Origin of the sequence: Allobosea psychrotolerans, assembly GCF_002917105.1 — a bacterium.
GTDB classification, from domain to species: domain Bacteria; phylum Pseudomonadota; class Alphaproteobacteria; order Rhizobiales; family Beijerinckiaceae; genus Allobosea; species Allobosea psychrotolerans.
The window spans coordinates 122,230-149,213 of record NZ_PQFZ01000001.1 but is presented as its reverse complement, the minus strand read 5'-3'; the positions used below and the strand labels follow the sequence as shown (position 1 = coordinate 149,213).

The following is a 26,984-nucleotide window of genomic DNA, read 5'->3' as shown; positions in this document are numbered from 1 at the left end:
TTGCTTTCGATCTTTGTTTTAGCGCGTTCTCTTCACGCAGCCCGGCAGCCACTTCGCTCGAAAGCGCTCTAAGCGAGGCCCGCAGCGATCAGCCCTCATTCCAGCGAGAGGTGAGCATGGCTCGCTTTCGCCGGGATGAGGGCTTCGTTCGTTTCAGGCGATGACGGGATGATGCGGCACGCTATCGCGCCGCATATGGCCGTGCAGCCGCGGATCGTCATCGACCTCGACGCTGCGCTTGAACACGGTAAAGCCGGAGCGCTGATAGAACTCCGGCGCACCCTGGTGGTCCAGCGTGCAGGTGTGCACCCAGAAACGGCCGATCGGCTTTGCCCAGGCCTTGGCGAGGGCCCGGTTCATCAGCCAGCGTCCCGCGCCGCGCCCGATCACGCTCTCATCGAGGCCGAAAAAGGCAAGCTCACCTTCGCCGGACACGCGGAAATCCAGTTCGAGCAAGCCGACATCGCGGCCATCATGCCGGACGGCGAAAAACTCCACGCCCGGATCGGCCAGGATCGCCTGGAGCTCCGCCACCGGCTTGACCAGCCGGCTGAACCACATCCAGCGCTCGCCCAGCGCGCGGTAGATCGCGAGATAGCGGGCGACATCCTCGCGCCCGATCGGATCGAGTGCGAACCCCTCCATGCCGGGCGGGTCGGAGCGTAGCGGCGGTGCCTCGAACATTTCGAGCGAGGTGACGATGGCGGCGATCTTGCCCGGCGGCAGATCGGTAATGCCGGTCAGGCTGATGGAAAGGCTTTCGGACATGCTGGCTTCTTGATGCGACAAGGTGGGACGGACAATGCCACGATCATGACATGATCGCGGCGGCAGGGTCGGGGGATTTCGCCCGTGACACAAGAGCCGTCCCCGTGATCAGCACATGAGCCGGCCGCAAGAGCAGGATGCGAAAAAGTGGGAACCGGTTTTTTCGCATTGATCCTGCTCTAACTCCTTGATGAGAGACGGATTCAGATTTCAGATGGGATCGCTTCGTGATTCCATCTGAAATCATCCGGCTCTAGTGCCCAGTCCGCTCCCAAAGGGGCATCCAGCCAAGCGCCGCTTGCCCTGGCGCGCGACGGCTGGCAGAGAAGATGCAAGCCTCCGGCTCGCGCGTTTCCCGCATGTGCGAGCCATGGCGCATCTATGGCTTTTCGTCTCCTCGCAGCCGCGGGTCCAATGAAAAAGTATCTCGACTATCTCTGGCCGATCATCGGGCTTCTCGCGGTCGTCTGGTCGGTCGACCTGCTCTGGGAGAAGCTCAAGACCGAGGCCGGCACCGACGCCGCGATCCAGGCCCTGCTGGAGCAAGGCAGCCTCTGGGACAACATCAAGATCGTCGCGATCCGCATCGGCCAGAAGATCGGCCTGATCTCGCCCGACGCCTTCCTGCATGCCGCGCTCGCCACCCTCGTCGCCTATGCCGCGCTGGCTTGGTACGATCGCATCGCGCTCATCCATATCGGCAAGGAGAAGGGCATCTCCTGGCCCTATATCTCGCTGTGCTCCTTCGTCACCTATGCGCTGTCCCACAATATCGGCGCGTCGGTCTTCTCCGGCGGCATGGTGCGGTTCCGCGCCTATACGGCCAAGGGGCTGACGGCCGCCGATGTCGCGGTGCTGGTGGCGCTGTGCTCCTTCACCTTCGCGTTCGGCACGATCCTGCTGCTCGGGCTCGTCCTGGTGATCGAACCCGAAATCCTGCGCCCCCTGACGCAGCTCTCGACGCGCTTTGCGATCGGCGATCAGACGGCACGATTGATCGGCTTCGGCATGCTCGGCTTCGTCGTGCTCTACACGATCGGCTCCTGGCTGAAGTTCAAGCCGTTCAAGATCGGCAAGTTCGAATTGATCTATCCGCGCCTGCCGATCGTCGCGCGCCAATATCTGGCGGCGCCTCTGGAGCTCGCCGGTGCGGCCGGCATCATCTATTTCGCCCTGCCCGAGCAGGGCAACCCGGGCTTCATGATCGTGCTGGGCGCCTTCCTGCTGTCCTTCTCGGCCGGGCTGCTGAGCCAGGTGCCGGGCGGCGTCGGCGTGATGGAGGCGGTTTTCCTCGCCGTGATGCCGGGCGTGCCGGCACCCGCCGTCTTCGCCGCACTGCTGATCTGGCGTCTGTTCTACCTCATTCTCCCGCTGGTCGTGTCGCTGCCGGTGGTGCTCGCCTTCGAGCGTTCCCAGCTCAAGAAACACAAGCTGGCGGTTGCGGTCGCGCAGGCCGACGCCAAGGCCCGAAGCGCCGACCCGCCGATCCTTTGAGGCTCTTGAGCGTTTTCGAGCGAAGCGGAAGCCGGTTCGCCCTGAAAGAAAACGCGTTGAAACAAAGATCTGGATCGATTTCCGATCCCATTGGTTCGGAAATTGCACTAGGCGAAGGCCGGCCGGGCTATTTCCTGAGCGCGATCGCCGCCGCGCCGAACATCAGGAGCGCGCCGACCGCCTCGGGCCATCCGAAGGGCTCGCCCAGCGCGACCACGCCGGCGCCGACCGCAATGACCGGGCTGACGAAGGCGAAGAGCCCGGCATAGAACGCGCCCCAATCGCGCAGCAGCCTCAGAAAGATGGTGAAGCCGATCAGCGAGCCGACGATGACGACGAAGGCGAGCGCCGGTGCCGTCGGCCATTGCACAAGCGCGCGCAGATGCGCGACGCCGACAGGCTCGAGCGCGAGCGAGGCCACAATCAAACCGAGCGCGCCAATCGCGGTCTGCCAGCCCGCCAGCGTCAGGGTGGGCATCGTGCCGGCGACCTTGCGGCTCAGCACCGCCCCGACGCAGTGGCAGAACGTACCCAGCGCGATCGCCGCCAGGCCCCAGAGTTCCAGCCCATCGCCCTTTGCCGCGCTCAAGCCACCCAGCGCCCGCGTCGCGAACAGGAAGCCCAGCCCGAGGGCTCCGAGAGAGACCGCCGCGATGCGGCGCCCGCTGATGGGCTGCCCCTCGATCACGCGGCTTGCCAGCACGGTATAGATCGGGATCGTCGCCATGTTGATGATCGCCGCGAGGCCCGAGGGCGCATGCGCCATGCCCCAGAACAGCAAGGCGTAATTGCAGCTGTTGACCAGCAGTGCCGTGCCGGCAAGCCGCAGCCATGCCTGCACCGGAACCTTGAACGCGTCACGCCCGGCCCAGGCGAGCAGCAGCAGGCCGGCGAGACTGAAGCGTGCCGCCGCCAGGAAGATCGGCGGCACATGCGCCACGGCGATCTTGACCGGCAGGAAGGTGAGCCCCCAGGCGAGGCACATCGCGGCGAAGAGAAAAGCATTCAGGGATAGATATCGATGCCAGGCCACGCGGCCCCGTGCCTGGGTCGCGGCCGGCGCGACGAATGCCCCGGCACTGCTGCGCAGATCCATCATATGAAGCGCTGCAGGAAGACGAGGTCGAGCCAGCGGTCAAACTTGCGCCCGACCTCGTTGAAACGCCCCGCCTGGGTGAAGCCGAGGCGCTCATGCATCCGCAGCGACGCTTCGTTGGCCGCGTCGATGCCCGCGATCATCACATGCTTGTCGAGCCGGGCCGCATAGGGGAACAGTGCCGAGACCAGCTCCCTGCCGAGCCCCTTGCCCTGCCTGTCGGTGCGGATATGGACGCTGTGCTCGACGGTGTGCCGATAGCCCGGCCAAGCCCGGAAATCGCCAAAGCTCGCGTAGCCGACAGCTTCGCCAGCTTCATCGGCGACCAGCACCGGATAGCCCTGCTCGCTCCGCATCGCGAACCAGGTCTGTCGATCCACCAGGGTCGCCGGCGTCTCCGTGTAGACGGCGGTCGAGGTCGCGATCACAGCGTTGTAGATCGCCAGGATCGCCGGCAGGTCGGCCGCAAGGGCCGGTCGGATGCTCATGCTCGCGTTCTCAATCGTCCACTATAGGGTACGATATACTATTATAGTGAACAATCGAGCGTCAAGCTGGCTGGGCGCCCGCGGCCGGGACGCGAATTCCAGGAGACAAGCCCGAGCGGGGTCAGGCGATAGCCGGTGTCGCCGACAGCCGTCTCAGACGCTGCCGACCGTCTTCAGCCTGACGCGGGGATGGATCTCGGCCTGCGAGAGCACCGGCGTCTCCCTGCGGAAGCGCTCGATGATCTGGCGCGCGAAGGGGCGCGCCAGCCCGGAGGTGACGAGCGCCGGCATCTCGCCGATGCGCGCCGCTTCCTCGAACTTGTCGCGGACATGGCGCACGAATTCCTGCAGCCGTGAGGGCTGCATGGCGAGATGGCGATCCTCGCCCTGGCCGATGATCGATTCGGCGAAGATGCTCTCCCAGGCCGAGGAGAGGGTGATGATCGGCAGGTTGCCCTGGGCGTTGGAGAACTGCGCGCAGATCTGACGGGCCAGGCGCGTGCGGACATGCTCGGCGATGTCGCGCGGATTCTTGACGCTGCCGGCAACCTCCGCGATGCCCTCGATGATGGTGGCGAGATCGCGGATCGAGACGCGTTCCGCCAGCAGCAATTGCAGCACCCGCTGGATGCCCGTGGTCGAGATCTGGCTCGGTACGATCTCCTTGAGCAGGTCGGCATGGTCCTTCTGCAGCTCGCGCAGCAGCTTCTGCACCTCACCATGCGAGAGCAGCTCGGGCATGTTCGATTTCAGCACCTCGGTGAGATGCGTCGAGATCACAGTCGCGGCGTCCACCACAGTGAAGCCGCGCAATTGCGCCTCGTCCTGCAAGGCGGCGTCGATCCAGGTCGCAGGCAGACCGAAGGTCGGCTCCAGGACATTGTGTCCGGGCAGGTTCACCGCGCCACCCATCGGGTCCATGGCCATGTACTGGCCAGCATAGACGATACCGTGCCCGGCATCGATCTCCTTGATCTTGATATAGTAGTAGTTCGCCTCGAGCTGGACGTTGTCGACGATGCGTACCGCCGGCATGACGAAGCCGAGCTCGGCCGCGAGCTGGCGCCGCAGCGCGCGGACCTGGTCCGTCAGCCTGTCCTGCCCCCCCGCCGCATTGACCAGCGGCAGGAGGCCGTAGCCGATCTCGATCTTGAGCTCGTCGAGCTTGAGCAGGTCGTTGAGCGTCTCCTCCTTCGGCGTGCCGTCGGCGGAGAGCGGCGAGGCAGCCTGCGCCGCAACCGCTTCCTCCGTCTGCTTGGTCTTGGCCAGCTTGCCGAAATGATAGGCAAGCCAGCCCGAGCCGCCGGCGAGCACGAGAAAGGGCATCATCGGGATGCCGGGCAGGATCGCGATCAGCAGCATCACCGCCGCCGACATGCCGAGCGCTTTGGGGTAACCTGAGAGCTGCTTGCCGAGCGCCTTGTCGGCCGCGCCGCGCACGCCCGATTTGGAGACGAGCAGGCCAGCCGCCGTCGAGACGATCAGCGCCGGGATCTGGCTGACAAGGCCGTCGCCGACCGTAAGCTGGGTGTAGTTGTGGGCGGCGGCGCCGAAGCTCATGCCTTGCTGCGCGACGCCGATGATGATGCCTCCGAGCACGTTGATGAAGGTGATCAGCAGGCCGGCGATCGCGTCGCCGCGCACGAACTTGGAGGCGCCGTCCATCGAACCGAAGAAGTTCGCCTCGTCCTCCAGCGCCTTGCGCCGGACTTTCGCGACCTCCTGATCGATCAGCCCGGCAGAGAGATCGGCATCGATCGCCATCTGCTTGCCCGGCATGGCGTCGAGCGCGAAGCGCGCCGCGACCTCGGCGATACGGCCCGAACCCTTCGTGATGACGACGAAATTGACGATGATCAGGATGGTGAAGACGATCACCCCGATCACGAAATTGCCGCTCATCACGAAGTTGCCGAAGGCTTCGATGACGTGGCCCGCGGCCGCGCTGCCCTCATGCCCATGCGCCAGGATCAGGCGCGTCGAGGCGAGGTTGAGCGACAGGCGCAGCATGGTGACGATCAGCAGGACCGTCGGGAAGGCAGAGAACTCCAGCGGCTCCTCGATGAAGAGCGCCGTCATCAGGACCAGCACCGACAGGATGATCGAGAGTGCCAGCAACAGATCGAGCATCAGTGCCGGCAGCGGGAAGATGAGCACCACCAGGATGCCCATGACGCCGATCGCCAGGAAAAGGTCCGGCCGATTGAGGAGCTTCCCCATCGCGCCGCGGCTCGGCATGTTGAAGCCGCCGCCCTGGCCTGCCGTCACATCGGTCATCGACCAACCCACTCCCGTCGCCACGGCGAACCCGTCCGCATGCGGACATATGCCCCGACAGAGGCATAACCCGGCAATTCTTGCCGGGTACATGGTGAACGAGTGGTTAAGATGGTCGAAAAAACTGCCCCGGGAACCTTTCCCTGAACAGACCGTTATCGAACTGCCGCGTTGTCGCCGCATTGCACCAGGTAACTTTGCACAGGTCGACAAAACTGGTTTTGCAAGACCGCAGATATTGGAGGAAGACTTGGATAGACGTTCCTTTGTGATGAGCATTTTCGGCGGCCTGGCTGCCGCGAGCCTGGGCGGCACCGCGATCGCGCAGGCCGCTTCGCGCAAGCCCGAGATTGCCCCGGCCGTGCCGGCAACCGACGAGATCGACCCCGCAAGCAAGACCGCGCTCGACAGCACCGAGGCTGAGTTCAGCCAATATGTCGGGCGTCATCGTCCACACCGGCCCTTCGTCCCGCGTCATCGCCGCCCGGTCATCGTGCGCCGGCCCGTCGTCGTGCGCCGGCGCGTCATCGTCCGGCGCCCGCATCGCGTCATCCGCCGACGCCCGATCTACGTGCGCTGACGTCAGCGCCCGGACCCAGGCGCCCTGACCTAACGAGGCGGCGTCCGCAAGGCGCCGCCTTTTTCATGAAGAGGCCGTTCAACCGATAGCGGCCTCGTGACCATCGGGAGGGCACCGGCATGACAGCGCCGGACATGGCTTTGCAGCCGACGATCTCGACCGATATCCCGGCCCGGCTCGACCGCCTGCCCTGGTCGCGGTTCCATACGCTGGTGGTGGTGGCGCTCGGCGTCACCTGGATCCTCGACGGGCTCGAGGTCACGCTCGCCGGTTCGGTCGCCGGCGCCCTGAAGCAAAGCCCGACGCTGCGCTTCAGCAACACCGAGATCGGTATCGCCGGGGCGGCCTATCTCGCAGGCGCAGTTCTCGGCGCGCTCTTCTTCGGCTGGCTGACCGACCGGCTTGGCCGCAAACGGCTCTTCACGATCACGCTCCTGGTCTATCTCGTCGCGACGGCGGCGACCGCTTTCTCCTGGAGCTTTGCCAGCTTCATCATCTTCCGCTTCTTCACCGGCATGGGTATCGGCGGCGAATATACGGCCATCAACTCGACCATCCAGGAGCTCGTCCCGGCGCGGATGCGCGGCTGGGTCGACCTCGTGATCAACGGTTCGTTCTGGATAGGCGCGGCGCTGGGCGCCGTCGGCGCGATTATCCTGCTCGATCCCGGGGTCATCGATCCCGAACTGGGCTGGCGGTTCGCCTTCTTCATCGGCGCGGCTCTCGGCCTCGTCATCCTCGTCCTCAGGCAATGGATACCGGAGAGCCCACGTTGGCTGATCAGCCATGGCCGCCCGGACGAAGCCGCCATGATCGTCGCCGGGATCGAACGGCGTGCCGGGGTTTCCTACAACCCAGACCGGCCCCTGCCGAAGATCCACCTACGTCCGCGCGCGGCGACCCCGCTTCGAGAGGTCTTCCACGCGCTGTTCGTCAGGCACCGGCAGCGGGCGCTGGTGGGGCTGGCGTTGATGGCCGCACAGGCGTTTTTCTACAATGCGATCTTCTTCACCTATGCGCTGATCCTGACGGATTTCTACGCGGTGCCCTCGCAGGCGATCGGCTGGTTCATCCTGCCCTTCGCCGCGGGCAACGTGCTTGGGCCGATCATCCTGGGCCGCCTCTTCGACACCCTGGGGCGGCGGCGGATGATTGCCTTCACCTATGCGATGTCGGGCTTGCTGCTGGCCGCGACGGGGTATCTGTTCTGGCGCGACCTCGTCAGCGCCGCGCAATTGACGGCCTGCTGGAGCATCGTCTTCTTCTTCGCTTCCACCGCCGCGAGCTCTGCCTATCTCACCGTCAGCGAAACTTTCCCGGTCGAAATGCGCGCCCTGGCGATCGCCGCCTTCTATGCCGTGGGCACCGGCATCGGCGGCGTCGCCGGCCCCTGGCTGTTCGGCGCGCTGATCGACACCGGCTCGCGCCTGAGCGTCTTCGGCGGCTACCTGTTCGGCGCCGCCCTGATGCTGACCGCGGCCTTGATAGCTGCGCTTTTTGCCGTCCGCGCCGAGCGCAGATCGCTTGAAGACGTCACTCGCCCTCTCAGCGCGGTCGACGAGCCCGCTCCCGGGCAGCTTTAGCCATGATCAGAGAAATTTGGGGAATGGGAACCCAGACCACGAAAATGCGTTATCTTTCGGCCCCGATTGCGCGCTGTGATGCGGGTACCAATAGGGAATGGAAAACCAGTCTTCGGAGGATGTCGTGGATAGACGCTCATTCATCATGACCCTGATCGGCGGCATGGCCGCAGCCAGCCTCGGCGGCATGGCTGTTGCCGAAGCCGCCCAGCCCAAGCCCGCACCGCTGCCGGAACCACAGCCGGCCAGGGCCGACGACCAGATCGCCGCCGAGGTCAAGGACGGCCTGGACAAGACCGACGCCGAGTTCAGCCAGTATTATTACTACCGCCGGCCGCGCTACTATCGTCGCCCACGGTACTATTACCGCCCGCGCTATTATCGTCGGCCCCGCTATTATCGCCGCTATCGCCGCTGGTGAGCTGACGGGAGCGGGTCAGGCCGCGCTCACGCGCGCCTGACCCGGCTCGGCCACGGCGATGCCGGCCGCTCCGTATTCGCTCAGCTTGTTGCGCAGCGTTCGGATCGAGATCCCCAGGATCTTGGCCGCATGTGTGCGGTTCCCGAGGCAGTGGTCCAACGTGTCGAGAATGAGTTCGCGCTCGACATCGGCGACCGTGTGACCGACGAGCGAGCGCGTCACCGCCTCCGCCGTCTGCGCCGCGCGCGCCGCCGGGTCCCTGCCGCTGGCGGGGCCGAGCGTCTCGCCCTCCGGCGTCATCACGGCCTCAGTGCCGATTTCAGGCCCTTGCGCCAACAGCACGGCGCGATGGATCGTATTCTCCAGCTCGCGCACATTGCCCCGCCATGAATTGGTCAGCAGGAGCTTGCGCGCGTCGCTCGCCAGCGGCCGCAGCGGCAGGCCGTTGATCTCAGCATATTTCTTGGTGAAGTGGTCGGCGAGCGCCAGGATATCGGCCGGCCGCTCGCGTAGCGCCGGCAGGCGCAGATGCACCACGTTCAGCCGGTAGAACAGATCCTCGCGGAACGAGCCCTCGCGGACAGCATCGCCCAGATTGCGGTTCGAGGTCGCGATGATGCGCAGATCGACCCTGACCGGCTGCGTGCCGCCGACACGGTCGATCATGCGCTCCTGCAAGGCGCGCAGCAGCTTGGCCTGCAGCCGCACATCCATCTCGGAAATTTCGTCGAGCAGCAACGTGCCGCCGCTCGCTTCCTCGAACTTGCCGATGCGTCGTGCCACCGCGCCGGTGAAGGCGCCCTTCTCATGCCCGAAGAGCTCCGATTCCAGCAGGTTGTCGGGAATGGCAGCGCAGTTCACGGCGACGAAGGGCTTGTCCTTGCGCAGCGACTTCTGGTGCAGATGGCGCGCAATCACCTCCTTGCCGGTGCCGCTTTCGCCGGTGACCAGCACGGGGGCATCCGAGCGGGCGATCTGGGCCGCGAGCTGGACGACGCGTTCCATCGCCGGATCGCGCCAGATCAGGCTCGACTGATCAGCCGCGACGGCCTCCAGCACGGCAGCGATCAGTTCGGGATCAGGCGGCAGCGGCACATATTCGCGCGCCCCGGCCTGGATCGCGGCAACGGCGGCGCGCGCATCGGTCGAGGTGCCGCAGGCGACGATCGGTGTGCGGATGCGCTCGGCCTCCAGCGCCGCGACATATTTCGCGATCGGCTGCGCGACATCGATCATCAGGAGATCCGCGCCCTTGGCGCGCAGCACGGCGAGCGTCTGGTCGAGGCTCTCCGTATGCGTGACGCTGGCGCCATGAGCGATCGCGATCCGGGCGGCCGCGATGATCTGCCCCTTGAGACCGCCGACGATGATGAGGCGCATGGCTCAGGCCTTTCCGTATGAGAGCGTGATGGGGCGGCCGGTCTTCACCGGTCGGCCTTGATGATTTCGGTCATGGTGACGCCGAGTCGGTCCTCGACCACGACGACCTCCCCGCGCGCGACCAGCCGCTCGTTGACGAAGATGTCGATGGCCTCGCCGACGCGCCGGTCGAGTTCGAGCACGGCGCCAGGCACGATCTGGAGGAGGTCGCCGACCGCGATCCGCGACGAGCCCAGCACCGCCGAGACCGTGACCGGCACGTCGAACACCTGCTCCAGATCCTCGGCGGTCTTGACCGGGACCGGCCCCGAGCGCGCCACCGAGGGCGCCTCGCGATCGAAGGAGAGATCGGCCGGGTTCAGTGGTGGCAGGTTCAAGTCGTTGCCTTGGGTCATCTTGGTGTCCTCACTCGGCAAGACTGCGCGGACCGGCATGGCCGAAAACGCCCGTCACAGCCTGCTCGACCAGTTGCGATAGCCGCTGCGCGTCGATCACGAAGCCGCCATCGGCCCATTCGATGCGCCCGTCGCCGGGAGCAATCTCCGGCTCGCCGAGCACGACGAGACGGCCGGCAAAGCCGCTCTCCCGCGCCAGACGAGCAATCAACGCCTCTACGGCCTCCGCCGCGCTGTCGTTCACCCGCAAGACGAGGTGCGGCGCCAGCCGCGCATGTGAAAGGCATTCGCGTACGGCGTGCTCGATCTCGGCCAGCGGCTTCTCGGCAAGCGCCGCGCCCGCCAGCGCCTTGGCCGTGGCGATGGCGATATGGGCAGCCTGCGCCTCGATCGCGGCGGTGCGGGCGTCCTCCTGGGCGAGCAGGCGCTCGGCCGTGCGGGCGAGCTGGGCGACCATGCCGTTGAGCTGTCCCTCGGCGTCACGCCGCGCCTGGGCCTCGCCCGCGCGGAACGCCTCGGACTTCGCCGCGGCGAGATCGGCTTCGCCGGCCGCGCGCCGGCCGCCCTCGCGGAAATCGGTGCCGAATGTGAATTTCGTGGCGGTACGCATCGTCAATAAACCAATTCGTCTTCGGAATTGCCCTTGGCCAGGACGATCTCGCCCTTGTCGGCGAGCTCCTTGGTCAAGGCCACCATCTTGGCTTGCGCCTCGTCGACCTCCTTGAGGCGCAAGGGGCCAAGGCCCTGCATGTCGTCCTGCATGTTCTTGGTGGCGCGCTGCGACATCGCGCTGAAGAAGAAGTTGCGCATGTCCTCGCTCGCGCCCTTGAGTGCCCGCGCGAGCGTATCCTTGTCGACCTGCCGCATCAGCGTCTGCAGCGCGGCGGGATCGAGCTTGCCGAGATCCTCGAAGGTGAACATCAGCGCCCTGATGCGGGCGGCCGATTCCTGGTTGGAATCGTCGAGCGCCGCGAGGAAGCGGATCTCGGTCTGGCGGTCGAAGCCGTTGAAGATCTCCGCCATCATCTCATGCGGGTCGCGCCGACGGGTCTGCGTCAAGGTCGAGACGAATTCTGTGCGCAGGGTGTTCTCGATATGGTCGAGCGCCTCCTTCTGCACCGATTCCATGCGCAGCATGCGGCTGACGACGTCGATCGAGAGTTCATTGGGCAGGTTGCGCAGAACATTGGCGGCGTGCTCCGCCCTGATCTTCGAAAGGATGACCGCAATCGTCTGCGGATATTCGTTCTTGAGGAAGTTCGCGAGCACGACCGCATCGATATTGCCGAGCTTCTGCCACATGTTGCGGCCGGCCGGCCCGCGGATCTCCTCCATGATCAGCGCGACCTGATCGCTCGGCAGGATCTTCTCCAGGAGCGAGATCGTCCGATCGAATGAACCTGTGACCGCGCCCGCGCTCGACAGCCGGCCGACGAAGTCCAGCATCAGCCGCTCGACCTCGTCGGCGTCGACGGTCCCGAGCTCGGCCATAGCGCGGGTGATGATGCGGATCTCCTCATCATCGAACTCCCGCCAGATCGTGCGGCCATGATCCTCCCCGAGCACGAGCAGGATCACCGCGGCGCGCTGCGGCCCGTTCATTTCCGCGATCGTGGTTACGCCGCCATAGCTCGCGGCTTCGCTGTCCCGGTTGCTGGAGTTGCGCGTGGCGATGGAACGTTCAGCGGCCATGGCTCAAAGACCCGTCATGCCGCAGACTTTTCGTGAATCCAGCCGCGCAGCACCGCGACCGAATCGGCGGGGTTCTGCGCCACCAGTGCGCCGATCTTCTCGACGGACTGGGCCTTGAGCTGTCCCTTGATCTGCGCGACCGCGAGCATACGCTCGGACGGCGCCTCGACGTCCATGTCGCGCGAGCCGTCCGCCCCCACCACGGAGCGCGGGCTTGCAGGGTCGCCGGTGCCGTCGGATTGAACGAGGGCCAAGCCCTCGCGCATGAAGCTCGGGATCGCCCGCATGCTCGGATCGGGCGCAAGGGCCTGCTTCAGCAGCGGCCGCACCACCACCATCAGCACGATCAGCGTCAGCAGCGAGATGACACCGAGTTCGGCGAAGCGGATCAGATCCTCCTTGGTGAAGGAGAGCAGCTGCTGAATCAAGGTTTGTTCGGGCAGCTCGACGATCGCCTGCGGCGCTTCAGCGAAGCGCAGATTGACGACCTCAACCTTGTCGCCGCGCGCCTCGTCATAGCCCATCGCCATGCGCACCAACTGGCCGATCCGGTCCAGCTCCTCGCTGCTGCGGGGCTGGTAGGCGACCTCGGTGCCGTTGCGGGTGTAGTTTCCATCGACCAGTACCGCGACCGAGAGCCGCTTGACCCGCCCGCCCTCCAGCACCTCGGTGCGGGTCGTACGCGAGATCTCGTAGTTGACCACTTCCTCGTTCTTCGAGGAGGCGTCCTTCTGATTCTGCTGGGTGCCCTGCCCCGCCTGGGCTCCGGGCAGTTCGTTGCCGACCGTGACGGCCCCGTTCGCGCCATCGGTCGTCGTCGCATTCTCGGTGCGGTTCTGGCTGGAGCGGATGACCTTGCTTTCCGGGTCATAGGTCTCCGAGCGGCTCTCGATGCGATTGGCGTCGAGGGTCGCCGAGACCTGGACCCGCGCCCGCCCCTGCCCGACGACGCTGGCGACGATATCCTCGACTTGCGTCTTGACGCGCTTCTCGATCCCCACCTGCCGCTCGTCGATGCCGAGCCCGATAAGCCCTTGCTCGCCCTGGGCGCCGTCGGCCAGGAGCCTGCCGCGCTCATCGACGATCGAGACGCGCTCGGGCTTGAGCCCGTCAACGGCGGAGGAGACGAGATGGCGCACGGCGCGCACCTGCGCCGCGTCGAGTTCGCCGGCAAGCTTGAGCACGATCGAGGCGCGCGGCGGTTCGCGATCGCGCTCGAACAGGCGCTTCTCCGGGATGACGAGATGCACGCGTGCCGCCTGGACGCGGCTGATCGAGCGGATGGTGCGCGAGAGTTCACCCTCCAGCGCGCGCAGATGGTTGATGTTCTGGACGAAGCTGGTCGAGGAGAAGGCGTCGCCCTTGTCGAAGATCTCATAGCCGACGCCACCGCCGGACGGGATTCCCTTGCTGGCGAGGTCGAGCCGCAGCCGCGGCACATCGGCCTTGGCGACGAGTACGGTCTGTCCGTCGCCGCGCAGCTCGTATTTGATGCCGCGCGTATCGAGATCCTTCAGGATCGCGCTGACATCCTGGTTCGACAGGTCGGAGAACAGCACGCTCATCGCCGGCTGCGACATCCTCAGCATGACGAAGCCGAAGAAGCCGACAAGGCCAAGCGTCACCGCCAGCATCGCCGCCAGGCGCGCCGCTCCGAATTTCGTAAACTGACCGACGATGCCGTTCACGCAGCCATCCGTTCCACAAAACCGACATCGCCGCACACGAGGCACGACGCACTAGGCAAGTTTTTCCCAGTGCATGGTTAGCGCCGGGTTAACGAATGGTGGATTGATGGCGATAGCCACCGAAAATGCGAAAGGCGCCGGTCCGATCGAACCGACGCCTTGGTAATGAACCGGGCAATGGACCGGAAAAGGGATCCTATTGGCGGTAGTGCTGGATGCGCGTCGTCCGCAGCCCGGCAAGGCCGTGCTGATCGATCGACATCTGCCAGCTCAGGAATTCATCGACGGTCAGCGTATAGCGCTGGCAGGCTTCCTCAAGGCTGAGAAGGCCGCCGCGAACGGCCGCGACCACCTCGGCCTTGCGCCGGATCACCCAGCGGCGCGTATTCATGGGCGGCAGATCGGCGATCGTCAACGGACTTCCGTCCGGTCCGATCACGTACTTCACCCGCGGTCGCAAAGGCTCGGTCATGGTACACTCACACAACTCAACAGACCTACTTCTGCTGAGCATAGGCGTCCGGCTTTAAGATTTACCTAAAGCGAAACGGACGGCTTTCCCTATCTGCGCGCCGGCCGCCATCAGCCCTTGATCACTTTCTTGACCTTGTCGATCGGGACGCTGATCGTGCCGATCTTGAGCATCGGCGTGTCCCCGCTCAGATCGATGCTGTCGACGACGCCGATGATTTCAGTCTTGGCGACCACCGCCTGACCGGACACATCCTTGGCGTCGATGGTGATGGTGTAGTCGCCGGCGGGCGCTGTCCCGCCGGTCGAGGTGCTGCCGTCCCATTGGACGGTCTGCTCGCCGGCGGCGAGGCTCGTCGTCAGGGTCCGGACCACAGAACCGCTGGAATCCTTCACGGTGATGTTGGCGGTGCCGGCGCTCGCCATGTTCACCGACCAGTAGGCCACCCCGTTCTTGAGCGGCGCCGTTGCGCCATCGGCGGTGATCGTCGCGCCGATGAAGCCGACCGCATCCGTCGTCGTCGTCGCCTTGTTGAGAGTGAGCAGTGCGCTCAACGTGTCATTCATCTTGAGCTGCTGCTCGACACCGGCGAACTGCACGAGCTGGGCGGTGAACTGGTTGGTGTCGAGCGGGTCGAGCGGGCTCTGGTTCTTGAGCTGCGTCGTCAGCAGCGACAGGAACTGGTCGAAATTCCCGGCGATCGCCGTCTGCGAGCCGGACACGGTGCTGGTGCTGTTCGTCGTCGAGGAGGTGTTCTGGAACCCCGCGCCCGTCGTCGAGGAGGTGTTGGAAACGGCCATGGTGCTTCTCCTTGCCGTCAGATGCTGAGATCGACGCCGCCGAGCCTGACGAGGCGGCGGGTCTGGATCGGCTTGGCGGGTGCGACGATGTCTTCGCCGGTTTCCGACACGGTCGGCGGGCGGCGCGGCGCGTCGTCCTGCTGCCGGTTCTGCCGGAAGCCGGATTGGTCGGCGGGATCGCGCAAGCTGATGTCGACACCCGCATCCGACGGCTTGAGGCCGGCCTGCTCGAAGGCCCGTTCCAGCGTGCGCGAGTCGCGCTGGAGCATGTGCAGCGTCTCGACCCGGTCGACGACCAGCCTGGCGCTGACCTCGCCCTTGTCGGAAACCTCGAGCTTGACGTCGACGCGGCCGAGTTCAGCCGGATCGAGCCGAATGTCGAACGAGCGGGAGCCCGCAAGCGCCTTCATCCCGATCTCGATCGGAACCATGTGGAGTGGCGTCGTCTGCGTGGCTGCGGCAGCCTGGCCATGGGCGGTCGTGGCCTGCCCCGCGGCAGTCTGTTCCGGGGTGGCCAGGTCAGCGGCAGCCCCCGTCTTACCGGCGCGCGGCTGGGCCAGCGCCGAAAGATCGACCAGGTTCTGCGGCGTCTGCAGCAATTCGAGCGGCTTGAAATCGGCCTGCGGCGCAGCCGGCGCGGTCGAAGATGCAGCAGGCTCCTCCTTGGCGGTCTTGGCCGCATGCGCAGTCTGCTGCCCGCCGATTGCAAGCTGAGCCTTGCCGCCTTCGCCATTCGCGGGAGCGCCAACATCCGCACCCGCGCCGCCGACGGCGGCATCGCCCTGCAGGAAGGCGGCGACAGCCGATTTCGGCGAGGCGAGACCGGCCTTTGCGATACCGGCAGTCGGGACGGCGCCCGCAGCAGGCGCAGCCGCTTCGGTTGCAGCGGCGGGTACGGCAGCTGGAACGAGCGCGGCGGAGAGATCGATGGTCGGCAATGCCAGGACAACGACGCCTTCGGCTGGCGTGGTGGGAAGCGCGGAGGCATCCGCCGCCGGCGTCTCGGCCGCCTTGTCCTTGGGGCCCTCGGCGTCCTTCTCTTTTACGCCGTCGCCACCCGTCTGCGCCTCGGCCTGCGTGGCGACGGCGATACTGACAAGCGCGCCGACATCCTGCTGCACCGGAGGCGAGGCCGTGGCGGCCTGAGCGCCAGGCGTGGTCTCGCCCGGCTTGACGGCAATCGGCGCCGGCGTGGCGGCATTCGTCTTTGCCGCGTCAGTCTTTACAGCGTCGGTCTTTGTAGTGTCCGTCTTGGCAGCATCCGTCCTGCCCGCGCTCGCCTTGTCTTCAATGGCCTTGTCTTCGCTCGTCTGGGTGGCGTTCGTCTTGGCATCGGGCTTTTGCGGCGACGATTGATCCTCGGTCTGCGCCCGCTCGGGTTTAGGGCGCGGCGCCGAGGCGTCCTGCGCGCGGGACGCCGTCTCGCGAGACGGATCGTCTGGCAGCGTGAACGCCTCAGCCGCGCGACCGGAATCCGGCTCTGCCGCGCGGCGACGCACGGGAGCGGGCTCGGTCAAGGCAGACGAAAGCGTGAGCGACTGAACAGACATCGGCGTTTCCGGACGCGGGCAACACAACGCCCGCCCCTCCGCGGAGCAAGTCCCACGCCATGTAATGCCTGATTTATATCAATAACTTAGATGACTATCGCGCTCAGCATGGCGGCAAGAAGCTCCGGTCTTGCATCCTAGCCCGGCAGGATTTGCCGATCGCGCGCTGGCAGGCGCGTGGCAAAGCCGTTATAGAACCGCCGATCGCATCCGCCGCCGTCCCGGACCGGACCATCGCATGACCACGCCCCTCAACTCCCTCGACATCGCCAAGCCGCCTGCGGCCACGCGCGTCGTCGCGGCGATGTCCGGCGGCGTCGACTCCTCCGTCGTCGCCGCGCTGCTGAAGCGCGAGGGCTATGATGTCATCGGCGTGACGCTGCAGCTTTACGATCATGGCGCAGCCGTGCACCGCGCCGGCGCCTGCTGCGCCGGCCAGGATATCCACGACGCCCGCCGCGTCGCGGAGGCCATCGGCATCCCCCATTACGTGCTCGATTATGAGAGCCGGTTCCGCGACGCCGTGATCGAGCGCTTCGCCGAGAGCTATCTCGCCGGCGAGACGCCGATTCCTTGTGTCGAATGCAATCGCACGGTGAAGTTCCGCGACCTCCTGGGCCTGGCCCGGGAGCTGGGCGCCGACGCGCTGGCGACCGGCCATTATGTCGTCAGCCGCGACCTCGGCACCGGCCATCGTGGCCTGTTCCGCGCCGCCGACGCCTCGCGCGACCAGAGCTATTTCCTCTATGCAACGACGCAGGAGCAGCTCGATCTGCTGCGCTTCCCGCTCGGCAGCATCGACAAGGCGCAGACCCGCGCGCTCGCCGCCGAACTCGGGCTCGGCATCGCCGACAAGCCCGACAGCCAGGACATCTGCTTCGTTCCCAATGGCCGCTATGCCGATGTGATCGAGAAGCTGAAGCCCGGCGCCTCGCGCCCCGGCGAGATCGTCCATCTCGACGGGCGCGTGCTCGGGCGCCATGACGGCGTGCTTCGTTACACCGTCGGGCAGCGCAAGGGGCTAGGCCTCAGCGCGACCGAGCCGCTCTACGTGCTGCGCCTCGATGCCGATCTCGCCCGTGTCATCGTCGGCCCGCGCGAGGCGCTTGGCGTGCGCGAGATCAGGCTGCGCGACGTCAACTGGCTCGGCGACCTGTCTCTGGATGCGCTCCCGGCCGAGGGGCTGGATGTCGCCGTCCGGGTGCGCTCGACCCGGGCGCCGCGCGAAGCCCGCCTGGTGCGCGACGAGGACGGCCTCAAGATCGAGCTCGCCAACGATGAAGAGGGCGTTTCGCCCGGTCAGGCTTGCGTCATCTACACCGATGCCGGCCCCGATGCGCGCGTGCTCGGCGGCGGGACGATCCTGCGGCCGCCGCTCGCTATGCTGGCGCGCGCGCCTGCCTTCGCCCACGCGCAGCCCTGAGCCCGACGCCGCCGCCCCGGCTTTCCTGCAACCTCAATCGCCGCGAGCCGCTCCATGTCGGTGCCTCACCTCGAAGCCCAGAAGCGCGCCTATGCGGCCTGGGCCAAGTTCTATGACAAGGTCTATCTGCGCATGCTGGCCCGCCCGCAGCGCGAGGCCGTCGCGGCGGCCTGCGCCTGCGGCCCCGACATCCTGGAGATCGGCGTCGGCACCGGGCTGACCCTGCCCTATTTCACGCCGGGCACACGCGTGCTCGGGGTCGATCTCTCCCTCGACATGCTCAAGGTCGCCAACCGCAAGGTCGCGAGCCAAGGGCTTGCCCATGTCCGCGGGCTGATGGTGATGGATGCCTGCCGCCTGGGCTTCGAGGCCGAGCGCTTCGACGCCGTGACCGCGCAATTCGTGATCACGCTGGTGCCCGACCCCGAGCAGGCCCTGGCCGAGATGGACCGCGTATTGAAACCCGGCGGCGAGATCGTGATCTCGAGCCGCCTCGTCGACGATGGCGGCCTGCTCGCGCCAGTCTGGGCGGCGCTCGCCCCCCTCGCCAAGGCGATCGGCTGGAGCACGGATTTCAAGGTCAGCCGCCTGACCGACTGGGCGGCGCGCACCGGACGCTACGAGACCGTCCATGTCGGCCGGGGCTATTTCAAGGTCGTCCGCCTGCGCAAGACCGCGTCGCGTCAAGCCGCCACAGTCTAAGATGATTCCGGCCCGGCAGGCATGGCGCCTGCTGGGCCGGAAGGGTGTTTCAGGGACGCCGGTCGCCCGGGCGCGGCGCGGCCTCGAAGCCGAAGCAGCCTGCCTGCGCGAGGTCGCCGCCCCGATCCGAGATGGCCTGGCAGGAGCGCAGGCGCGTACACATGTCGGTCACGACCGCATAGCCGTTGCCGAACATGCCCGAGGGCTGCTTGTAGGCGCAGGCGGTCTCCCAGGCGGGGCGCTCGGCAGCGGCAGCCGGAGCGCTCACCATGGCGCCGAACGCCGCGACGCCAAGAGCGATAGCCGCCACGGTCTGGGCGATACGCGGCCTAACACGCGTAAAAAGGGACTGCGTAAACGAAACCGTGAAGGATGAAATGAGCGTTGCCATGAAAAGCGGCCTCCGAAATGACCGGCTGCGCAGCGGAGCGATGGCGGCGATCATCGTCGGCCATTCCCGCAACGGCCCCTGACGCCGGCCTGACTATCAGCTAAGCCGTCGCATCCGGGCTTCAAGACTGCGCCAATGCAATGAACGCATGGCAAGCCTACGATACCCGCCGCGAACAGCGTAATGCGCATGTCATATGATTATATCTCATGCCATCCGGAGGCTTGACGGCATCACCCTTCGCCCCCTATACGCGCCCTCACAAAGGCACGCCGTCAGCGGCAAGCCTTCGTCTCGGGGCGGGGTAGCTCAGCTGGTTAGAGCAGCGGAATCATAATCCGCGTGTCGGGGGTTCGAGTCCCTCTCCCGCTACCAAAATCGAGGCCGATATCGGCCATGGGCGTACGAATTGCCCATTTTCAGGGAAGTTTCGCTGACCACGCAGGTCCCTGACTGTCCGACCCGAGCGGTTGGCGTGCTTCGGTCCGGTTCCTATCCTTGTTGGCGTCGCAGCAACCAACGCGACAATTGACTGCCTCGGGTTCTGCGGTCGCAAAGATGGCGGCGATCGATGCTTAAGCCGTCGGCGCGCGTTCGTCCGCCAAGTCAAGGCACCTGGCATCGAGACGGCACATTTCCTCGCCGGAGAAGGCGCGCGAGCGCGTCAGAAAGCGCTGTTCGGTGCCGTTCTCAAGCGAGAACATGCCACCCCGCCCCTTCACCACATCGATGATCAGTTGGGTATGCCGCCAGACTGCGAATTGCGATGCGCTGATATAGACCGGAGCTCCGCCCACCTCTCCGAGCTTCACGTCATGAGCGCCGACGATGAACTCGTGCTGCGGATAGCACATCGGTGAGGAGCCGTCGCAGCAGCCGCCGGATTGATGGAACAGCACAGGGCCGTTTTCCGCCTGCAGCCTCGCGATCAGGTCGAGCGCGGCCGGCGTGGCCGAAACCTGCTTAATCTCATGCTGGCTCATGTCGAAGCCTCCTGCATCTGGAGCCGCCGCCGGCAACATCTTGCCGTGACGGATCGCGAAGGCCCGGCACGATGTATTGGCGACGGGCGCCCGCGATCGTGCCGGGAAGTGGCCCTGCTTCAGGCCTTGGAGAGGTCTCTCAGAAGAAGCCGAGCTTCTTGGGGGAATAGCTGACCAGCATGTTCTTGGTCTGCTGGTAGTGGTCGAGCATCATCTTGTGGTTCTCGCGGCCGATGCCGGACTGCTTGTAGCCGCCGAAGGCTGCATGGGCCGGATAGGCATGGTAACAGTTGGTCCAGACCCGGCCGGCCTGAATGGCACGGCCGAAACGATAGGCGCGACTGCCATCGCGCGTCCAGACGCCGGCGCCGAGCCCATAAAGCGTGTCGTTGGCGATCGCGAGCGCCTCCTCGTCGTCCTTGAAGGTCGTCACCGAAACCACCGGCCCGAAGATCTCTTCCTGGAAGACCCGCATCTTGTTGTGGCCCTTCAGGACCGTCGGCTTGACGTAGAAGCCGCCAGCCAGATCGCCCGGCAGCAGGCTGCGTTCTCCGCCCGTCAGCACCTGTGCGCCCTCCTGACGGCCGATGTCGAAATAGCTCAGGATCTTCTCGAGCTGCTCGGACGACGCCTGCGCTCCGATCATGGTGGAGGCATCCAGGGGGTCGCCCTGCTTGATCACCTCGACGCGCTTCAGCGCCTTTTCCATGAATCGGTCGTAGATGCTCTCATGGATCAGCGCGCGGCTGGGACAGGTGCAGACCTCGCCCTGGTTCAGCGCGAACATGACGAACCCCTCGATCGCCTTGTCGAGAAAGTCGTCGTCCTCGACCGCGACGTCCTTAAAGAAGATGTTCGGAGACTTGCCGCCCAGCTCCAGCGTCACCGGGATCAGGTTCTGGCTGGCATACTGCATGATCAGCCGGCCGGTCGTGGTCTCGCCGGTGAAGGCGATCTTGGCGATGCGGTTGGACGAGGCCAGCGGCTTGCCCGCCTCCAGGCCGAAGCCGTTGACGATGTTGAGCACGCCCGGCGGCAGGATGTCGGCGATCAGCTCGGCGAAGATCAGGATCGAGGCAGGGGTTTGCTCGGCGGGCTTGAGCACGACGCAGTTGCCGGCGGCCAGCGCGGGCGCCAGCTTCCACACCGCCATCAGGATCGGGAAGTTCCAGGGAATGATCTGGCCGACGACGCCAAGCGGTTCGTGGAAGTGATAGGCAACGGTGTCGTGGTCGATCTCGGAGAGGCCGCCTTCCTGCGCGCGGATCGCGCCGGCGAAATAGCGGAAATGGTCGATCGCCAGCGGCATATCGGCAGCGGTCGTCTCGCGGATCGGCTTGCCGTTGTCCCAGGTCTCGGCCTGCGCCAGGAGATCGAGGTTGTCCTCCATCACCTGTGCGATCTTGTTGAGGAGGAGCGCCCGTTCGGCTGCGCTCGTGCGACCCCAGGCATCCTTGGCGGCGTGCGCGGCATCCAGCGCCGCCTCGATGTCCTTGGCGTCGGAGCGCGCGATCTCGCAGAGCAGCCGGCCGTTCACCGGCGACGTGTTCTCGAAATAGCGCCCCGAGATCGGCTCGGCCCATCTGCCGTTGATGAAATTGCCGTAGCGCGCCTTGAACGGCGTCGCGGACGAGCGGATGAATTCTGGCTTGTTCATGGTGTCCTCCTTTTCGGCGCATTGAGGCCGCGCCCTGAGACGGAGGATCGGCCCTATTCGGCGCCGCTGTCAGGATCAGACCCGCATTTTCGACAGCAGAACTGTCTCAGCTTTGCGACAGATCGCGGAAGAGATCGCCGCATTGGCTTTATCGGGCGCGTTCAAGCCCCAGCCGCGCAAGCTTGCGGTGCATGGTTGCGCGGCTGACGCCGAGCGCGCGCGCAGCGGCGGAAACATTGCCATTGGCCCGGGCCAGCGCTCTCTGCACGACGCCGCGCTCGGCGACGCTCAGCTCCTCGCCCGGCTTGGCCTCGTGGCCCATCAACAGGTCTTCCGCAGGAAAGGGCTGCGCGAGCCGTTCGTCAGTCAGACCATAGGCCAGTCGCGCGGCGCGGCTCGCGCCGATGACGAGGTCTCCTTTGTCGACCGCCAGAAGCCCGCCGCCTCCACCGGCGCCGTCCTGTGCGACCACGATCCGCGCTTTCGGAAAGGCCATCCGGAAATGATGAGCCTCGATCCGGTGCGCCGCCTCGACCGTCGCGCTGGCAACCAGCTTCAGCATGGCCGGTGTCAGATCGGCGCGGCAAGTCGACACGTCCAGCGTCGCGATCAGCCGTCCCCGCGCATCCCAGATCGGAGCGACGGTGCAGCTCAGGCCGATATTGCGTGTGAGGAAATGCTGGTCGCGATGGATCGTCAGCGGGCGACCTTCGACGACGCAGGTGCCGACGCCGTTGGTGCCCTCGCTGGCCTCGCTCCAGACCATGCCGGTCCAGAGGCCCAAATTGCGGAAGTCGAGATCGTCTCCGGCAGCACCCCGTCGGTCGAGCGGAATGCCTTCGCGATCGGTCAGCAGCACACAGCAGCCGGCATCGTCGACAGACTGGAAGAGGCGATCCAGGGAGGTCTGCGCCAGCCTGATCAACGGATCCAGGCGTTCGAAGGCAGCATCAAATTCGGCCTGGCCGAGGCGCCAAGGCGGGCGAGTGTGCTCAGGATCAAGGCCGTACTTCACGACCGAGCGCGACCAGGACGCCGCCACCGCAGACTGCCCGACGGCAGCCGCGTTGCTCAGGGTCGAATATATCCGATTGGCGTGATGGGCCCGTCCCGTCTCAGCCATGCCTGACACCCGTTTCCACCCGCCTCGCATGTCTTTTGAGGCCGAGGGCAGCGACGCCATCGCTTGCATGCGATTTCAGACATGTTCCGGCCGTTCCGATCTTATTGTCAACCAAGTCAGCTTCCCAAACAGCTCGTTCTGGGTAAGGCGGACTTCAGCTTGGCCCAACATGCAATGATCACGTCGTCCAAGCCGGAATCGCTCCCTCATCGCCGAGAAGTTGGCGCGCGCAGGTCGGAGCTTGTTCTTCACTCGACTCGGTTGCTAACCGAAATTGCCTGGGCGCTCGGGGCAGCGGTATGGCGCCCTCTCCCGCTACCAACGCTTTCCCCAAACGGGGTGCGGTTGTCAGATGACATCGATGAGGGACCAGGCCAACATGCATCGGCCCGTCCCGTTTCCATCCCTGCCGTTCTATTTTGCCGCCGCGCCCGTCAGCAGGTGGTGTCGACCAGGCCAAGGCTTGCGCTGGGGGTCTTGGTCGCGCTTGCGCCGGCCGCGTTGTAGGATGAGCTGGACAAGGTCTGCTGGGCGCTCTGCAGGATCTTGAGGAATTCCGCGAGCGGATCGGCAGCGGCGCTGGAATCCGCCGCGTTGGAGGAGGCCGCGTTCAGCACCCCGGCGAGCTCCGTCTGGGTATCGTCGCTATCCTGATCGCTGCGGTCGCTCTTGGCCGCCTGGGATTTGTGGCCATGATGCCCGCCGCCGATGCGGTGCCCGCCCCCGAGCAGGCTCTTGAGTTCGTCGGCCTGCGCGCTGGTCAGCTTACCCGACGACACCTCGCCATCGATGAGCGAACCGACCGTCGTTCCCAGCTTCCCGCTGGTGGACGATGAGCTGTTTTGGGTCGAGCTGGCGGTGAGCTGCTGCTGGATGTCGCCAAGCGCGCTGCCGAGCGCGGTCCCGTCCGCTGCCGAAATCTTGCCCGAGGCAATGTCGGCGCTCAGCCGGCTTTGGACGCGCGTCTCGAACCGGGAATAGTTCTGCGCGCTGGACGATACGCTACTCATGGAACGCTCTCCTGACTGGCCCCTCTGGGTCATCGATGCCGGTGGCGAGGGCCGCATCGGTACCGGCCCCCTTGGCAAGCGGCACGCAATTGCCGAGCCGGAGAAAAACGCAATTGAATCAATTGATTAATCAATTATTTGCCATAATGATCCGGCAGCTTTTGCCACGTTGCGAGGTCCAGGAGGCAGAAATTGCCGGTTCTTCCCGGCTCATCGCCGGTCTGCCATAGGCCGTCATGGCCGGGAATCCCGCGGAACCGGCGCGGCGCGGCAGCTTCGGGCTCTTGCCTCACGCCGCAAATCATCCGAAGAGGACGAGGCTGCAATCGAACCCGGTCGCGGCCCGCAGGCCGCCATTCGCTGCCGGCGCTATGGGGGAGCCGGCGGCGAAACATTCTCCCGCTGCCAGCCATCTCCGCGGCAAGGGACGGCGCGTCGCCAGATGACCAACACTCGCCAGCAACGCATCCTGCTGACTGGAGCCGCCGGCTTCATCGGCTACCATGTCGCCGAGGCGCTGCTCGCCCAGGGCGTCCAGGTTCTGGGCATCGACAATCTCACGCCTTATTACGACCCGGCGCTGAAGCAGGCCCGGCTCGACCGGCTCACCCCGCGCAAGGACTTTGCCTTCGAAGCGCTGGATATCGCCGATTACGACCGGCTTCTGTCGGCTTTCGCGGATTACCGGCCCGACGCCGTCATTCACCTCGCGGCCCAGGCCGGCGTGCGCTATTCGCTCGACAATCCGCGCGCCTATGCCAGCGCCAATCTCGACGGCTTCCTGTCGGTGCTGGAGGCCTGCCGGCACAACCCCGTCGATCATCTGATCTATGCCTCGTCGAGCTCGGTCTACGGCGCCAACGCCAAGACGCCGTTCAGCGAGCATGACGGCGCCGATCATCCGGTCTCGCTCTACGCAGCAACCAAGCGCGCCAATGAGCTGATGGCGCATTCCTACGCCCATCTCTACGGCATCCCGGCGACGGGCCTGCGCTTCTTCACCGTCTACGGCCCTTGGGGTCGGCCGGACATGGCCTATTTCAAGTTCACCAAGGCGATCCTCGAGGGTCGGCCGATCGACGTCTACGCCGAAAGCGAGATGAGCCGCGACTTCACCTATGTCGACGATGTCAGCGAAGCGATCGTCCGGCTCGTCGCCGCGCCGCCCCAGGCCGATCCTGCCTTCAACCAGGCCCGCCCGGATCCGGCGACGGCAGCCGCCCCGCACCGCATCTACAATATCGGCAACCACACGCCCGTGCGGCTCGACCGCTTCATCGCGGCGGTCGAGCAGGCCTGCGGCAAGCCCGCGATCAAGCATCACCTGCCGATGCAGCCCGGCGACGTGCCCGCGACCTTCGCCGATGTCTCCGCCTTGATGGCGAAGGTCGATTTCAGGCCGGACACGCCGATCGAGACCGGCATCGCGCGTTTCGTCGCCTGGTACCGCGAATTCTACCGCATCGGAACACCCGGCTGATCAGCCCCTGACGACGTCGCGGGAGAACCGGGCGACGGATTCGTCGAGACGGATCGCCGAAACATCGATTCCGGCCGCGGCCTGGGAAATCTCCTCGCCGCTCTCCAGCGTGCGGGCGGCATCGGCCACGACGCGGTCGATCGCTTGCGCCGCCTGCTCGGCCTCGGAAACGGCGCGCGCCAGCAGGGCCAACATGGTCTCGATGGCCTCGGCTTGCTGGTCGACGGCAATGACGATGCCGCCGGTCGCACCCACGATCGCATCCGTCGAGGCACTGATGTTCATCACAGCCGCGAGCGAACGCTCGGTCGCCAGCCGGACCTCCTCGATACGCTGGGCGATGTCTTCCGTCGCCGCTCCGGTACGCGCGGCGAGATCCTTGACCTCGCTGGCGACGACCGCGAACCCGCGGCCTGCAGGGCCGGCGCGAGCCGCCTCGATCGTCGCATTGAGGGCGAGCAGATTGGTCTGGGCGGCAATGTCACGGATCAGGTTGGAAACCTGGCCGATATCGCGCACCGCCTCGGTCAGCCCTGTCTTGATAGCAATAGACGCCACGACATCGCTGGCCGCCATGCGCACGAGCTGCGTCGTCGCATCGGTCTCGTGGCGGATCAGTCCGATCGTCTCCGTCAGCCGGCGCGAACAGAACTCGACCGAGGCGATGTCGCTCTTGGCCGAACCGACCCGTCCGAGCGCTCCCGACAGTGATTCGTGCGAGCTGCGGGCGATGGTCCGCAGTCCCTCGGCGGCCTCGTTCATGCGGCTCGCCGATTGCGAGAAGGCGCCGAGGATGTCGCCGACATCATCGCGGAAACCCGCGGCCTGCGCCTCCACTTGCAGGCGCCGCCGTTCCTCGCTCAGCGCGCGCGCCTGTGCCTCCTCGCGCAGCGTTGCCGCTGTGATCGAGCCCCGCACGCGCTCGATATAAAGCAGCGCGAAGGCCCGTAACGAGATGACCAGAACGGTGCTGTAGATCAGCAGCATGGCAAGGTTGGCGACTGCCTGGTCGAGCCCCGTGAAGACGAGCTGGGTCAGTCGACCGGCCATGATCAGCCCCGAGAACATCAACGCGGCGGCCGGCATGCTCGCCATCGTGAAGATGCCCGCGAAGATGAGGCCCGCCAGGATGGTCGAAAAGAGCACCTCCATCTGCGGCGCGACGCCCGGATTGAGCCCGACCGCGATCAACAGCCAAGGCATTGCCATGATGGCCGAGTCGGCGATGATGCGCGCGACGAAGCGTTCCGAAGGTGGCTCGCTGCGCTGGCGCGCCTTGATCTGCCTGATCTGCCGAATCCCGAGGAAGCCGATGGCAGCAACGCTGGCCGCCCAGGAGACAGGCAGCAGGATCCAGCCGTAATAAAGCGCCGCGAGCGCGATGACCCAGGCGGCCAGCACATTCGAGATCAGGATCGGCGGCAGGACAGTGACGAAGGTGCCCGCCTGCGACTGCCGCAGCAGCGCCGCCTCCCTCTCATTCAGGAGAGGCAGGCGCAGCAATCTGCTGATCCATATCTGATAGCGCGCC

At 65.8% G+C, this 26,984-nt stretch carries 26 protein-coding genes and 1 tRNA gene; 9 read left to right on the top strand and 18 right to left on the bottom strand.

Annotation, left to right across the window (positions count from 1 at the left end; translation table 11 throughout):
- Window positions 1–153: 153 nt before the first annotated feature.
- A complete protein-coding gene (locus CYD53_RS00690) occupies window positions 154–768 on the bottom strand; it encodes a GNAT family N-acetyltransferase (protein ID WP_181011657.1) in 615 nt (204 codons plus the stop codon).
- A 414-nt stretch (window positions 769–1,182) separates the two neighbouring features.
- On the opposite strand from CYD53_RS00690, the gene CYD53_RS00685 reads away from it, so the two are divergent.
- Window positions 1,183–2,262, top strand: coding sequence for a lysylphosphatidylglycerol synthase transmembrane domain-containing protein (locus tag CYD53_RS00685; RefSeq protein ID WP_103716230.1), 1,080 nt, complete (start codon window positions 1,183–1,185; stop codon window positions 2,260–2,262).
- 127 nt (window positions 2,263–2,389) lie between these two features.
- Here CYD53_RS00685 and CYD53_RS00680 read toward each other — a convergent pair whose 3' ends face one another.
- From CYD53_RS00680 to flhA, 3 genes are all read right to left on the bottom strand, one after another.
- Window positions 2,390–3,358: a DMT family transporter gene (locus tag CYD53_RS00680; RefSeq protein WP_181011656.1), complete on the bottom strand. Its 969-nt coding sequence runs from the start codon at window positions 3,356–3,358 to the stop codon at window positions 2,390–2,392.
- Window positions 3,358–3,846 carry a GNAT family N-acetyltransferase gene (locus CYD53_RS00675; RefSeq protein WP_103716228.1) on the bottom strand — a complete coding sequence of 163 codons (489 nt, stop codon included), beginning with the start codon at window positions 3,844–3,846 and terminating at the stop codon, window positions 3,358–3,360. The genes CYD53_RS00680 and CYD53_RS00675 overlap by 1 nt, the downstream gene beginning before the upstream one ends.
- Before the next feature lie 153 nt (window positions 3,847–3,999).
- Window positions 4,000–6,123: a flagellar biosynthesis protein FlhA gene (flhA, locus tag CYD53_RS00670; protein WP_103716227.1), complete on the bottom strand. Its 2,124-nt coding sequence runs from the start codon at window positions 6,121–6,123 to the stop codon at window positions 4,000–4,002.
- A gap of 271 nt (window positions 6,124–6,394) precedes the next feature.
- Between flhA and CYD53_RS00665 the strand changes: the two genes are divergently transcribed.
- The 3 genes from CYD53_RS00665 to CYD53_RS00655 all read left to right on the top strand — a co-directional run bounded on the left by CYD53_RS00665 (window position 6,395) and on the right by CYD53_RS00655 (window position 8,707).
- Entirely contained in the window at window positions 6,395–6,703 is a 309-nt protein-coding gene (locus CYD53_RS00665; RefSeq protein WP_103716226.1) for a hypothetical protein, read from the top strand.
- A gap of 119 nt (window positions 6,704–6,822) precedes the next feature.
- A complete protein-coding gene (locus CYD53_RS00660; RefSeq protein ID WP_103716225.1) occupies window positions 6,823–8,286 on the top strand; it encodes an MFS transporter in 1,464 nt (487 codons plus the stop codon).
- A 124-nt stretch (window positions 8,287–8,410) separates the two neighbouring features.
- Window positions 8,411–8,707, top strand: a complete 297-nt coding sequence (locus tag CYD53_RS00655) for a hypothetical protein (protein ID WP_146055784.1) — start codon at window positions 8,411–8,413, stop codon at window positions 8,705–8,707.
- Between the two features lie 15 nt (window positions 8,708–8,722).
- Here the strand turns inward: CYD53_RS00655 and flbD are convergent, their stop codons facing one another.
- The 8 genes from flbD to CYD53_RS00615 all read right to left on the bottom strand — a co-directional run bounded on the left by flbD (window position 8,723) and on the right by CYD53_RS00615 (window position 16,684).
- On the bottom strand, window positions 8,723–10,087 hold the full coding sequence (gene flbD / locus CYD53_RS00650; RefSeq protein ID WP_103716223.1) for a sigma-54-dependent transcriptional regulator FlbD: 1,365 nt from the start codon (window positions 10,085–10,087) through the stop codon (window positions 8,723–8,725).
- A 44-nt stretch (window positions 10,088–10,131) separates the two neighbouring features.
- Window positions 10,132–10,482, bottom strand: coding sequence for a flagellar motor switch protein FliN (gene fliN / locus CYD53_RS00645; RefSeq protein WP_092167398.1), 351 nt, complete (start codon window positions 10,480–10,482; stop codon window positions 10,132–10,134).
- A gap of 10 nt (window positions 10,483–10,492) precedes the next feature.
- Window positions 10,493–11,092 (bottom strand): FliH/SctL family protein, encoded by a 600-nt coding sequence (locus CYD53_RS00640; protein ID WP_092167400.1) that lies wholly within the window; start codon window positions 11,090–11,092, stop codon window positions 10,493–10,495.
- 2 nt (window positions 11,093–11,094) lie between these two features.
- On the bottom strand, window positions 11,095–12,174 hold the full coding sequence (gene fliG, locus CYD53_RS00635) for a flagellar motor switch protein FliG (protein WP_103716222.1): 1,080 nt from the start codon (window positions 12,172–12,174) through the stop codon (window positions 11,095–11,097).
- Between the two features lie 14 nt (window positions 12,175–12,188).
- Entirely contained in the window at window positions 12,189–13,862 is a 1,674-nt protein-coding gene (gene fliF / locus CYD53_RS00630; protein ID WP_103716221.1) for a flagellar basal-body MS-ring/collar protein FliF, read from the bottom strand.
- 196 nt (window positions 13,863–14,058) lie between these two features.
- Window positions 14,059–14,334: a CtrA inhibitor SciP gene (gene sciP / locus CYD53_RS00625; RefSeq protein WP_038359348.1), complete on the bottom strand. Its 276-nt coding sequence runs from the start codon at window positions 14,332–14,334 to the stop codon at window positions 14,059–14,061.
- Window positions 14,335–14,444: 110 nt separating this feature from the next.
- Window positions 14,445–15,134 carry a flagellar hook assembly protein FlgD gene (locus CYD53_RS00620; RefSeq protein WP_103716220.1) on the bottom strand — a complete coding sequence of 230 codons (690 nt, stop codon included), beginning with the start codon at window positions 15,132–15,134 and terminating at the stop codon, window positions 14,445–14,447.
- A gap of 17 nt (window positions 15,135–15,151) precedes the next feature.
- A complete protein-coding gene (locus CYD53_RS00615; protein ID WP_103716219.1) occupies window positions 15,152–16,684 on the bottom strand; it encodes a flagellar hook-length control protein FliK in 1,533 nt (510 codons plus the stop codon).
- A gap of 238 nt (window positions 16,685–16,922) precedes the next feature.
- Here CYD53_RS00615 and mnmA point away from each other — a divergent pair, with 238 nt between their 5' ends.
- Together mnmA and CYD53_RS00605 are read left to right on the top strand one after the other, a co-directional pair.
- Window positions 16,923–18,107 (top strand): tRNA 2-thiouridine(34) synthase MnmA, encoded by a 1,185-nt coding sequence (mnmA, locus tag CYD53_RS00610; RefSeq protein ID WP_103716218.1) that lies wholly within the window; start codon window positions 16,923–16,925, stop codon window positions 18,105–18,107.
- A gap of 54 nt (window positions 18,108–18,161) precedes the next feature.
- Complete coding sequence (locus CYD53_RS00605; RefSeq protein WP_103716217.1) at window positions 18,162–18,809, top strand: class I SAM-dependent methyltransferase; 648 nt, start codon at window positions 18,162–18,164, stop codon at window positions 18,807–18,809.
- Window positions 18,810–18,858: 49 nt separating this feature from the next.
- On the opposite strand, the gene CYD53_RS00600 is transcribed toward CYD53_RS00605, so the two are convergent.
- The gene (locus CYD53_RS00600; protein WP_146055783.1) at window positions 18,859–19,080 is read right to left on the bottom strand and encodes a hypothetical protein; all 222 of its coding nucleotides are present in this window, start codon (window positions 19,078–19,080) and stop codon (window positions 18,859–18,861) included.
- Between CYD53_RS00600 and CYD53_RS29795 the strand changes: the two genes are divergently transcribed.
- Both CYD53_RS29795 and CYD53_RS00595 read left to right on the top strand, forming a co-directional pair.
- Window positions 19,079–19,282, top strand: coding sequence for a hypothetical protein (locus CYD53_RS29795; protein WP_146055782.1), 204 nt, complete (start codon window positions 19,079–19,081; stop codon window positions 19,280–19,282). The genes CYD53_RS00600 and CYD53_RS29795 overlap by 2 nt on opposite strands.
- A gap of 216 nt (window positions 19,283–19,498) precedes the next feature.
- Window positions 19,499–19,575: transfer RNA gene (locus CYD53_RS00595), tRNA-Met, on the top strand.
- A gap of 200 nt (window positions 19,576–19,775) precedes the next feature.
- On the opposite strand, the gene CYD53_RS00590 is transcribed toward CYD53_RS00595, so the two are convergent.
- From CYD53_RS00590 to CYD53_RS00575, 4 genes are all read right to left on the bottom strand, one after another.
- The gene (locus CYD53_RS00590) at window positions 19,776–20,183 is read right to left on the bottom strand and encodes a DUF779 domain-containing protein (RefSeq protein WP_103716215.1); all 408 of its coding nucleotides are present in this window, start codon (window positions 20,181–20,183) and stop codon (window positions 19,776–19,778) included.
- Window positions 20,184–20,322: 139 nt separating this feature from the next.
- Window positions 20,323–21,840 carry an aldehyde dehydrogenase gene (adh, locus tag CYD53_RS00585; RefSeq protein WP_103716214.1) on the bottom strand — a complete coding sequence of 506 codons (1,518 nt, stop codon included), beginning with the start codon at window positions 21,838–21,840 and terminating at the stop codon, window positions 20,323–20,325.
- A 148-nt stretch (window positions 21,841–21,988) separates the two neighbouring features.
- Window positions 21,989–22,963, bottom strand: a complete 975-nt coding sequence (locus CYD53_RS00580) for a GAF domain-containing protein (protein ID WP_103716213.1) — start codon at window positions 22,961–22,963, stop codon at window positions 21,989–21,991.
- Window positions 22,964–23,397: 434 nt separating this feature from the next.
- Window positions 23,398–23,973, bottom strand: a complete 576-nt coding sequence (locus CYD53_RS00575; protein ID WP_103716212.1) for a hypothetical protein — start codon at window positions 23,971–23,973, stop codon at window positions 23,398–23,400.
- Between the two features lie 442 nt (window positions 23,974–24,415).
- Here CYD53_RS00575 and CYD53_RS00570 point away from each other — a divergent pair, with 442 nt between their 5' ends.
- Window positions 24,416–25,453 carry an NAD-dependent epimerase gene (locus tag CYD53_RS00570; protein ID WP_103716211.1) on the top strand — a complete coding sequence of 346 codons (1,038 nt, stop codon included), beginning with the start codon at window positions 24,416–24,418 and terminating at the stop codon, window positions 25,451–25,453.
- Here CYD53_RS00570 and CYD53_RS00565 read toward each other — a convergent pair whose 3' ends face one another.
- Window positions 25,454–26,956, bottom strand: coding sequence for a methyl-accepting chemotaxis protein (locus tag CYD53_RS00565; RefSeq protein WP_181011654.1), 1,503 nt, complete (start codon window positions 26,954–26,956; stop codon window positions 25,454–25,456). It lies immediately after the preceding gene.
- Window positions 26,957–26,984 lie beyond the last annotated feature (28 nt).